The sequence below is a fragment of the Bacteroides sp. An279 genome (assembly GCF_002159615.1).
GTDB lineage: Bacteria > Bacteroidota > Bacteroidia > Bacteroidales > Bacteroidaceae > Phocaeicola > Phocaeicola intestinalis.
On sequence record NZ_NFJA01000018.1, the window covers coordinates 37,616 to 49,517 of the forward strand.

7 protein-coding genes are annotated in these 11,902 nt (G+C 45.3%); 6 read left to right on the forward strand and 1 reads right to left on the reverse strand.

All coding sequences use genetic code 11. The annotated features are described in order from the left end of the window. The first annotated feature begins 19 nt into the window (after nt 1-19). Nucleotides 20-2,926 carry a M16 family metallopeptidase gene (locus B5F78_RS05175; protein WP_087406201.1) on the forward strand — a complete coding sequence of 969 codons (2,907 nt, stop codon included), beginning with the start codon at nt 20-22 and terminating at the stop codon, nt 2,924-2,926. 85 nt (nt 2,927-3,011) lie between these two features. Here the strand turns inward: B5F78_RS05175 and B5F78_RS05180 are convergent, their stop codons facing one another. Then, entirely contained in the window at nt 3,012-3,689 is a 678-nt protein-coding gene (locus B5F78_RS05180; protein WP_140400039.1) for a hypothetical protein, read from the reverse strand. Between the two features lie 112 nt (nt 3,690-3,801). Here B5F78_RS05180 and B5F78_RS05185 point away from each other — a divergent pair, with 112 nt between their 5' ends. The 5 genes from B5F78_RS05185 (at nt 3,802) to B5F78_RS05205 (ending at nt 11,669) form a co-directional block, all read left to right on the forward strand. Continuing rightward, entirely contained in the window at nt 3,802-4,293 is a 492-nt protein-coding gene (locus tag B5F78_RS05185; protein WP_022041316.1) for a GNAT family N-acetyltransferase, read from the forward strand. 511 nt (nt 4,294-4,804) lie between these two features. Continuing rightward, on the forward strand, nt 4,805-6,070 hold the full coding sequence (hflX, locus tag B5F78_RS05190) for a GTPase HflX (RefSeq protein WP_022041317.1): 1,266 nt from the start codon (nt 4,805-4,807) through the stop codon (nt 6,068-6,070). Next, the gene (locus tag B5F78_RS05195) at nt 6,067-8,070 is read left to right on the forward strand and encodes a DUF4954 family protein (protein WP_022041318.1); all 2,004 of its coding nucleotides are present in this window, start codon (nt 6,067-6,069) and stop codon (nt 8,068-8,070) included. Before hflX ends, B5F78_RS05195 begins: the two co-directional genes overlap by 4 nt. 30 nt (nt 8,071-8,100) lie before the next feature. Further along, nucleotides 8,101-9,873 (forward strand): TlpA family protein disulfide reductase, encoded by a 1,773-nt coding sequence (locus B5F78_RS05200; protein ID WP_087207259.1) that lies wholly within the window; start codon nt 8,101-8,103, stop codon nt 9,871-9,873. 149 nt (nt 9,874-10,022) lie between these two features. Then, on the forward strand, nt 10,023-11,669 hold the full coding sequence (locus B5F78_RS05205; protein WP_087406203.1) for a fumarate hydratase: 1,647 nt from the start codon (nt 10,023-10,025) through the stop codon (nt 11,667-11,669). Nucleotides 11,670-11,902: the final 233 nt, after the last annotated feature.

Here is an 11,902-nt window from a genome sequence, read left to right on the forward strand (position 1 = left end):
CTATTAAATCTATTTAAGTATGAACAAATTCAAATCAGTGCTTGGGGTATTCCTGCTTGCCTTCGGGCTGCCTATTATGGCAAAGGAATACCAGTATCAGACTGTGGAAGGCGATCTGATGAATGCCCGTATCTATACTTTGGACAACGGGCTGAAAGTCTATCTGTCGGTCAACGACGAGAAACCACGTATTCAAACCTACATTGCCGTACGTACAGGAAGCCGGAATGATCCGCCTGAAACCACGGGACTTGCCCATTATCTGGAACATCTGATGTTCAAGGGAACCCGCCAATTCGGCACTTCTGACATAGATAAAGAAGCTCCTCTTCTTGATGCTATAGAAAAACATTTCGAAGTATACCGAACCTTGAAAGACCCGGACCAGCGCCGTGCATATTACCACGAGATAGACAGTATCTCACAACTTGCAGCCCGGTACTTTATTCCCAACGAATATGATAAGCTGATGTCTGCCATTGGAGCCGTGGGGACTAATGCCTATACCAGCAACGATGTGACTTGTTACATAGAAGACATTCCGGCAAATGAAGTGGAAAACTGGGCGCGTATCCAGGCAGACCGTTTCCAGAATATGGTTATCCGTGGATTTCATACAGAGCTGGAAGCTGTATACGAAGAGTATAACATAGGTTTGGGAAGTGACACGGATAAATTGTTCAATGCACTGATGGCCCTGCTCTTTCCGGGGCATCCTTATGGGACGCAAACCACTATCGGTACACAAGAGCATCTGAAAAATCCTTCAATCACAAACATCAAGAACTATTTCCGCCGTTACTATGTGCCCAATAACGTAGCTATCTGTATGGCGGGAGACTTCGACCCCGATCAGGTAATCGCTACTCTTGATAAATATTTCGGTACTTGGCAGCCTAATCCGTCCCTTTCTCAACCCCAGTATGCCCCGATACCCGACCGCACTATGCCGAAAGATACAACAGTTGTAGGACAAGAAGCCGAACGCGTCTATATGGCATGGAAGTTTGATAAGGCTGCTTCGTTTCAAAACGACACTCTTGATGTAATAGCTGACATGCTCAGTAATGGCAAGGCAGGATTGATGGACCTCAACCTCGACCAGCAGATGAAATGGCTGGGAGGAGGTGCCTTTACCCTTCCGCTTGCCGAGTATTCAGGCTTTGTCGTAGCCGGATTTCCCAAGGAAGGACAATCGCTTGATGAAGTAAAAGCTTTACTCCTTGATGAAATCGGCAAACTGAAGAAAGGCGACTTCGATGAAGACTTGATTCAAGCCGTGGTGAACAATAAAAAACTTTCTTTCTATACTACCCTTGAAAGCAACGAAGGACGTGCTGACCTGTTTGTCAACGCATTTATCAACCACCAGAAATGGAGTGATGTGACTGGTAAAATGGATCGCATCTCGAAAATAACCAAACAACAGATAATCGATTTTGCCAACCGTCATTTCCGTGACAATTATGTAACTGTGTACAAACGTATCGGAAACGATTCTACTATCAAGAAAATAGACAAACCGCAAATCACGCCCATTCCTACCAACCGGGATATGCAAAGTGCATTCGTGACTGAGATTGTAAATGCGGAAACAGCACCGATACAGCCCAAATTTGTCAACTTCGACAAAGACCTGACCAAAGGAATGACGTCTAATGGCTTGCCTGTACTCTATGTGAAGAATAATGAAAACGGACGTTTTTCACTTAATTATTATTTCGATTGTGGAGAAGAATGGAACAAATGGTTGCCTTATGCTGCCGATTACCTGGATTATCTGGGGACCGACAAGCTAAGTGCCGAACAACTCAAACAGAAATTTTATCAACTGGCATGTGACTTCGATATCAGCATAGGTTCTAAAAAAAGCAGCATCGCTTTGCGTGGACTTTCCGAAAACATGACAAAAGCCATGGCGTTGATGGAAGACTTCATCGCTCATGCACAGGTGGATACAGCAGCATTTACCCAGTATGCGGCTCTGGAGATGAAAGGACGTGCCGACAATAAACTCGACCAGCAGAACAATTTCAGTGCACTTCAGGCATACAGTGTATATGGTGCCTACAATCCGGTACGTAACATCCCTTCTGCACAGGAGTTTGAACAAATCGACCCGCAAGAACTGGTTGACTTGATTCGAAACCTCAGCAACTACAAACATACTGTGCTTTATTACGGTCCGATGAATCTTGACGAGGTGACTGCATCCGTTGACCGCTATCATAAAACCGCAGCAATCCTTGCTGATGCTCCCGTTGGAAAGCCTTACACATTGCAGCCGACTCCGGCTAACGAAGTTTTCATTGCTCCATACGATGCGAAAAACATCTATATGATGCAATATCATAACGAGAACCATCCGTGGAATGCTGACCGGCAACCTGTCATCGCGTTGTTTAATGAATATTTCGGAGGTGGCATGAACACAATCGTATTCCAGGAATTACGCGAAGCACGCGGGCTGGCCTATAGCGCAGGAGCCAGCTATGTTACTCCTGCTTATAAGGATAAACCTGAATATGCCACGACATTCATCATTTCGCAAAATGATAAGATGATGGACTGCATACGCACATTCAATCAGATTATCGATACAATACCGCAAGCAGGTAAGGCATTCGACCTTGCCAAGCAGGCACTTCTGAAGCGTCTTGCTACCGCGCGTACCACCAAGATGAATATCATCAATGCTTACCTCAACGCCACAGACAAGGGCATCGACTATGATATCAATGAAAAGATTTACAATACCGTTCCTTCGCTCACAATGGATGACATAGTCCGTTTCGAACAGGAAACGATGGCAGGCAAACCTTACCGCTACATCATTCTGGGGAACGAAAAAGAACTGGATATCAAATCACTTGAGAAAATCGGTCCTGTCAAACGTCTGACTACCGAAGAAATCTTCGGATACTGATAAAGATATCATTCCGCGCAAGGCATTCTCTGTATACTTTGCGCGGAATGCACCATTTCATATCGTGCATGGTATAAACAGGCTTTCAGTTTCCAAACACAAACCGGTAGTACTGTTCTTTGCTTTCTATCGTATATAAAACTTCCCAACCATCCAAGGGCGTTTCGTACACCCGTCTGTATAATTCCAATTCGTGTTGTAAAAGCTGGAAGTTATCATACAGCAAAGAAAGATTCAATGCTTTCATTACACGGATTGCCGAATATTGCATAGTGTCACGCTGCTCTTTAGCATAATGTCGCAATGTCAGTTCATAAATCGAATCTGCTTTCCGGAAATCATGCTTTGCCGTGTCGCGGAAGCCTGCCCTGTCTTCCAGGACAGCCTTCAAACTCCACATATCCGCAGCTATAGAGTCGGGCACATTGGTTGCCATCTTCCGCAAAAGCAATAATATCTCGTCTGGTTTCCAGCTGCGCATCAGGTAGACATATTTTGTCAGATATACCTTTTTCAGTCCCGGACACATCAGCATTGCGTTGTCCAGTTTTTTCCTGATTGCTGAGTCGTATCGGCATACGGCCGGATGAGTACGATTTACAGCAGCCAACCAGAAAGCCGAGTCTGCACGCATCAGGCTGTCTGCTTCCATTAACAGGTGTTCTGCCATCTCCTGTCGGGGTAATACAGGTTGTTGTTGTCTCCCGCATGAAAGCACGGAAAGTAAAATAAACCCTAATATCAGGTTCCGGAATGTCTTCATAAGCATTATTCTCTTTTCTGTACAAAAATAAATAAAAAGCACTACCTTTGCATAGAAAAAGAGAAGATTTATCGCTTTCTGTATATAATCAGCAATAAACAATAACCTACAGATGAGAAAAGTTACCCTTCAAGATGCACGTGCCATAGCCGGCATTTATAATTATTATATCGAGCATACTACCTCTACTTTCGAACTGGAACCTGTAAGCGAGGAAGAAATACGCAATCGCATTCTCTCCATCTCTTCCCGTTATCCCTATTATGTCGAAGAGTCTGGCGGGCAAGTCACAGGATATTGTTATGCCCATTTGTGGAAAGAAAGGGCAGCTTATGCCCGTACCCTCGAAACTACGGTTTATGTTGCTCCGGGTGAAGAGCGCAAAGGCATCGGCACACGCCTGATGAACCGTCTTATTGACGACTGCAGACAAGCCGGTATTCACTCGCTGATAGCTTGTATTACAGCCGACAACCATCCCAGTCTTCTCCTGCACGAACATCTGGGTTTCGTACAGGTATCACGTTTTCAGGAGGTCGGATTTAAGTTCGGTCGCTGGCTTGATATTGTCGATTGTCAGTTGTTGCTTTCTGCAGAGGAATAATCGGGCATAGGACTGTAATGCTGGCACTTATACCGCGCAAAGTATAAACTGTATTTTATCATATTCAGATGATTTAAAAGGCTGTTGTTATTTTCTTCTTTTCTCAACTCAGATAGCTTCGTCTGGTGTAAGATTAATAATCTTCCGCTTGTAAGATTAATAATCTTGCAGCCTGAAGATTAATAATCTTACAGCGGATGAACCTATATGCGTTTGCCGACGCACCTCTATCCGCAGGCTTCTGCAACCGGCTGCATCTTGCAATGATACTATCCGGAAAGGCGGTAGTCAGTAGGCATTGGTTCGAATATTTACGAAATTTCGTCAGGCAATAAACTGTTTTGAATTTATCGTGCACACACGAAACGAACACATCAAGCCAAGAAAAACTTTTTGTAGAAATTCAAAACAGTTTCTAAAATAAAAGAATTTTGTCTTGATAAGGTGCCGTCAGTACTTTGTTTATATAGAAAATCTCTTTATATTTGCGTTGATTGAAATAAGAAGCTGGATGAAAGAATTTGTAATATCTGAAGCACAGACCGAAAAGGCTGTGCTGGTGGGGTTGATAACCCAGTCGCAAGACGAGCGAAAAACCAATGAATACCTGGACGAACTGGCTTTTCTTGCCGAAACGGCAGGTGCGGAAGTGGTAAAACGTTTCACGCAGAAGCTAGACACGCCCAATTCGGTAACTTACGTTGGAAAAGGAAAACTACAGGAAATACAGGCGTATTTGCAAGAACAGAACGAAAACGAAGAGACCGAAATCGGGATGGTCATATTCGATGACGAGTTGTCTGCCAAACAGATAAGGAATATCGAGAATGAATTGAAAGTGAAAATCTTGGACCGCACTTCGCTGATTCTGGATATCTTTGCTATGCGGGCGCAGACAGCCAATGCCAAGACACAGGTGGAACTGGCACAATACAAATATATGCTTCCACGCCTGCAACGGTTATGGACACACTTGGAACGCCAGGGGGGTGGTTCCGGTGCAGGAGGAGGTAAAGGCTCGGTAGGGCTGCGCGGACCGGGTGAAACGCAGCTGGAAATGGACCGCCGTATCATCTTGAACCGTATGTCGCTGCTGAAACAGCGTCTGGCGGAGATTGATACACAGAAGTCTACCCAGCGCAAGAACCGCGGCAGGCTGATTCGGGTCGCGTTGGTAGGATATACCAACGTGGGTAAATCTACGCTGATGAACCTGCTTGCCAAGAGTGAAGTGTTTGCCGAAAACAAACTTTTTGCAACGCTGGACACGACTGTGCGCAAAGTGATTATTGATAATTTGCCTTTCTTGCTTTCGGATACCGTAGGGTTTATCCGTAAATTGCCTACCGATTTGGTCGATTCGTTCAAGTCGACGCTGGATGAAGTGCGCGAAGCCGACTTGCTGGTACATGTGGTGGATATCTCGCATCCCGACTTCGAGGAACAGATACAGGTGGTGGACAAGACGATAGCCGAACTGGGGGCAGGCGGTAAGCCTACGATGATTGTGTTCAACAAGATAGATGCCTATACGTATGTACAGAAAGCCGAAGACGACCTGACCCCGAAAACCAAGGAGAATATTACACTGGATGAACTGATGCATACCTGGATGGCAAAACTGAATGATAACTGTATTTTCATTTCTGCCAGAAACAAGACCAATCTGGAGGAGTTGAAGAAAATATTATATAACAAGGTAAGGGAACTGCATGTGCAGAAGTATCCGTACAATGATTTTCTTTACCAGACTTACGATGAGGAGAGCAGCTTATGAATACCTATCGTTCGCTGACAAAAGAAGAAATCGGCAGGCTGGAAGCACAGGCTTGTACAGCTGCTGACTGGAACGAGGTGCAGGTGGCGGAAAGATTTACTACCGCACATGTACATCACGCCCGTTTCTCGGGGAAGATACGCCTGGGAGTGTTCGAGGGTGAGTTCCAGTTGGCTGGAGGGGTACGCAAGCATGCCGGACTGTCGTACGTGGTATTGCACAATGTAACGGTAGGCGACAATTGCCTGATAGAGAACGTAAAGAATTATATAGCCAATTATGATATCGGAGAATCGACGTTTATCGAGAATGTCGACATCATTTTGGTGGACAAGAAATCGCGCTTCGGCAATGGCGTGGAGGTTTCTGTACTGAATGAAACTGGAGGGCGTGAGGTGGTGATACACGACCATCTTTCCGCACATCAGGCATATATTATGGCATTGTACCGGCACCGGCCGTTGTTGATAGAGCGTATGAAAGCGGTAATAGAGGGATACGCCGAAGAACATGCCTCCGAGCGGGGAACCATCGGAAACCATGTGACAATTGTCAATGCTGGGTACATTAAGAATGTACGTATCGGTGATTGTTGTGAAATAGAAGGGGCCGGTCGGTTGAAAAATGGTTCCATCAATAGCAATGCTGCTGACCCGGTACATATCGGATATGGTGTGGTATGTGATGATTTCATCGTGTCGAGCGGTGCCCACATCGAAGACGGTACGATGATAACCCGTTGTTTTGTGGGGCAAGCCTGCCGGATGGGGCACAACTATTCGGCATCCGACTCACTTTTCTTCAGCAATTGTCAAGAAGAAAACGGCGAAGCATGTGCCATTTTTGCCGGACCGTTTACGGTGACACATCATAAGTCGACTCTGTTGATAGCAGGAATGTTTTCGTTTATGAATGCAGGCTCTGGGTCTAACCAGAGCAATCACATGTATAAGCTGGGACCGATTCACCAAGGTGCTTTGGAGCGTGGTGCAAAAACTACTTCCGATTCGTATGTCTTGTGGCCGGCACGCATCGGAGCCTTTTCTTTGGTAATGGGTCGCCATGTCAATCATCCGGATACGTCCAATCTTCCTTTCTCTTATCTGATAGAGGACAAGAATACGACTTATCTGGTTCCTGGAGTTAACTTACGGAGTGTAGGAACCATTCGCGATGCGCAGAAGTGGCCGAAACGTGATTTGCGCAAAGACCCGATGAAGCTGGACCAGATTAATTACAACTTGCTCAGCCCGTACACCATTCAGAAAATGATGAAGGGGCGTGAAATCCTGAAAGAACTGGAAAGAGTATCGGGCGAAACATCGGAAACTTATGCATACCAAAGTGCCAAAATCAAGAACTCGGCCTTGAACAAGGGAATCAGGTTTTACGAAACTGCCATTCATAAGTTCTTGGGAAATTCGGTCATCAAGCGGCTTGAAAACATTCGTTTCCGGAGCGACGAGGAAATCCGTCAACGTCTTGTGCCCGATACATCCATAGGAAAGGGCGAATGGGTGGACGTCTCGGGACTGATAGCACCTAAGAGCGAGATAGAACGGGTGATGAGTGAAATCGAGACTGGAACATTGTGCACGGTGAAGCAGATGCACGAGCGTTTTGCCGAAATGCATGCCTGTTATTATACGTATGAATGGACATGGGCTTACGAGAAAATGTTGGACTTTTATCATCTGGAGGCCGACAAGGTGACTGCCCGGGATATTGTGGCTATCGTACGGCAATGGCAAGAGTCTGTGGTGTGGCTGGACCGGATGGTATACGAAGATGCCCAAAAGGAGTTTTCATTGACTTCGATGACAGGCTTCGGTGCCGATGGAAGCAAGACGGAACAACAGCTCGACTTTGAACAAGTGAGGGGGGTGTTCGAAAGCAATCCGTTTGTAACGGCGGTTCTGGAACACATCAAGGTTAAGACAGCCTTGGGCAATGAATTGATTGACAGGCTCAAGGGACTGTTGAATGAAAATGAAGCGTGATGTATGAATAAAGATAAGGAGGAGTGTATTATGAAAAAGTATGTCTGGATATTGTGTTTGTTGGGCTGTATTGCCTTGACGGCACAGGCTGAAAATTATCGGAAAAGAGATGTTACCAATCCCTGTTTTGTGACTGCTACCACGTCGAAGATAGAAATCAAGAAAATCATTCAGACCGATGAACAGACACAGGTAGATGCTGTTTTGTATGGCAGGCCGGGTGAAGTGGCGGTCATTTCATCGAATACCTGTTTGCGGAGTGGCAAGCAAGAGTTTCCTTTGCGCGAGGCTGCTCATGTGTCTATCGATGGGAAAACGGTTCCCGAACGGATTCCGGATTCTGGAAAAATGGATATTATCTTGTCGTTTGCTCCGATACCCCAGGGTATACATACAGTAGATTTTGTGGAAAAAGACGAGGGATGGACCATTTATGGAGTACAGCTGACGGGAATAGAGCCGTATGTATACGTACCCAGTTTCTTACAGACTCGACGTTTCGAACAAAGCCGCACTTTGCCTCAACCTCAATTGAAATCGGGCAAGGCGGTTATCAACGGTTATATCTTGGGTTACAACCCCTCGATGGAATTGGAAGTTGTCTTTCGGCATTCCGACTGGTTGTTTTATAATGAGTGGGGGCAAACCGTGCGTATACGTCAGGATGGTTCTTTCCATATTGAAACCGACTTGTTGTTGGCAGGGGGAGCCAAATTGCAGATAAACAAAGCACAACTGGATATGTTCCTTGTGCCGGGCGAAGAAACTACGGTATATATCCATCTGCCTCGGTTGAGCATGTCGGCTTCCCACCTGTTGAAGGAAAAGTACGGACAACAGCAAAAGGCATGGTTCGATGGAAGTATGGCGAACCTGAATGATGAGTTGGCTACGTGGGGCTATCCGTTATCAATGGAAGAAGACCCGGATTTTAAGTTCATGGCTTCTGAGCAGTCGGCAGACAAGTTCAATGAATTCGTAAAAGGACATTACGACAGGTATGAGCGTAATTTACAGGATGATAAAAAAGTGGGAGAAGCTTATCGTCAGTATGTCTTGTTGAACTTGAAAATGAATGAACTGGTAGTACTGGGGAAAAAAGGAGCGATGCCGGGTATCGTGAAGTCGCCCTATTTCCGTTACGGATACGACTATACCACATACCTGGAATATATGGAGCGCGATAAAGGACAGGTGGTAGACTTGTGGGAAGACGTGAAGAAAGCACGTGAGGTATATCAGAACTTTGTGAAAGAACATAGGTTCTCTTCCGATGACAAGAAGCTGATGAAAACCATAACTCAGCCTGAAATTCAGAAATATGTCAAGGAAAGGGCTGAGGCTCTTGAAGCGCAAGCTGTTTTGGCACAATCGAACAAGAGTTTTGTGATAGCCGAACTGGACAAGAATGTATCGGGGGCGGATATTCTGCCGTCTATCATTTCTTCTTACCGGGGACAAGCTGTCTTGATAGACTTTTGGGCAACATGGTGCGGACCGTGCCGGAAGAGCATGTTTGCCATTCGCGATTTAAAGAAAAAACTGGCATCGAAAGATATCGTGTATATCTATCTGACCGGACCTTCTTCACCTGAAGCTGAGTGGAAGACGGCTATTACGGATATCAAAGGAGTACATTATCGCCTGAAAAAAGAACAATGGGATTACCTGTGTCAGACGTATGGCATAAAAGCCATACCGGGTTATCTGGTAATCAGCTATGATGGCAAGCTGCAAGACCAATACACCGGTTTCCCAGGAACCGATGTGCTGATGAAAGACTTGCTTCGGGCAAGCGAGTGAATTTCAGAAACTCTTTTGAAAACGGAAACATCAAGACGAGAAAAACTTTTTGTAGAAACTTGAAAAACTCGTTTATTTAAGGAAATATTTCAATAATACTTTGTAACTTTGCTCACACGTAATAACTAACAATTAATATCTTATCGATTATGGCAACAACTCCAGAATTCAAGTATCAGCCGATGTTCGAAAAAGGTAAGGATACTACTGAATACTATCTGCTTACAAAAGATTATGTTTCTGTAAGCGAGTTTGAGGGAAAACCTGTTCTGAAAGTGGAAAAGGAAGGTCTGACAGCTATGGCAAATGCCGCTTTCCACGATGTTTCATTTATGTTGCGCCGTTCACACAACGAGCAAGTGGCAAAAATCTTGCACGACCCCGAGGCAAGCGAAAACGACAAGTATGTAGCACTGACATTCTTGCGCAATGCCGAAGTGGCAGCCAAAGGTGTATTGCCTTTCTGCCAGGATACCGGTACGGCAATCATTCACGGAGAAAAAGGCCAGCAGGTATGGACCGGTTATTGCGACGAAGAAGCATTGTCACTGGGAGTGTATAAGACTTATACCGAAAACAACTTGCGTTATTCGCAAAATGCGCCACTCAGCATGTACGAAGAAGTGAATACCCGTTGCAATCTTCCGGCGCAAATCGATATTGAGGCTACCGAAGGTATGGAATATGAATTCTTGTGCGTAACCAAAGGTGGAGGTTCTGCCAATAAAACCTATTTGTATCAGGAAACCAAGGCAATTCTGAATCCTGCTACGTTGGTTCCGTTCCTGGTAGAAAAGATGAAAACGCTGGGTACTGCGGCTTGTCCTCCTTATCATATCGCTTTTGTCATTGGCGGTACTTCTGCCGAAAAGAATTTGCTTACGGTGAAATTGGCTTCTACCCATTATTACGACAACCTGCCTACTACGGGCAATGAATACGGACGCGCTTTCCGCGACGTGGAGTTGGAAAAGAAAGTATTGGAAGAAGCTCATAATATTGGATTAGGTGCACAGTTCGGTGGTAAGTATTATGCACACGATATACGCATTATCCGTTTGCCTCGTCATGGTGCTTCTTGTCCGGTAGGCTTGGGAGTGTCTTGTTCGGCCGACCGTAACATCAAGTGTAAAATCAACAAAGACGGTATCTGGATTGAAAAGCTGGATTCGAATCCGGGCGAACTGATTCCGGAAGAATTGCGTCAGGCAGGAGAAGGAAATGCGGTTAAAATAGATTTGAACCGTCCGATGAAAGAAATTCTTGCCGAACTTGACAAATATCCGGTAGCCACCCGCCTGTCATTGAACGGTACGATTATCGTAGGACGTGATATCGCTCATGCCAAGTTGAAAGAGCGTCTGGATAGAGGTGAAGACCTTCCGCAATACATCAAAGACCATCCGATTTATTATGCTGGTCCGGCAAAGACCCCGAAAGGAATGGCTTGTGGCTCAATGGGACCGACTACAGCAGGACGTATGGACCCGTATGTGGATTTGTTCCAGAGTCATGGAGGTAGTATGATTATGCTTGCTAAAGGAAACCGTAGCCAGGCTGTAACCGATGCCTGCAAGAAACACGGAGGTTTTTATTTGGGTTCTATCGGTGGTCCTGCTGCTATCCTGGCACAGAACAACATCAAGAGCATCGAGTGTGTGGAATATCCAGAACTGGGTATGGAAGCTATTTGGAAGATTGAAGTAGAAGACTTCCCGGCATTTATTCTGGTGGATAACAAGGGAAATGATTTCTTTAAACAAATCAAACCACGTTGTGCCGGTAATTGCAAATAAGCTGCAGCTTTATACGCAATAAATAGAATGCGGAAGCACGGTGACACAAAGATTATCGTTAATCGGGTGTCGGAGTGCTTCCGCATTTTTTGTTTGGCAGTAGGGGCAGAAATCGGGCTCTTATTAAGAAGCTGTTTTGAATTTCTCCAAAAAGTATTTCTTGGCTTGATGTATCCGTTTTCGTGTGTGCTTTGGGCGATTTTTTGGTTCTTTTCGCTCCTGTTCTTCGTCAG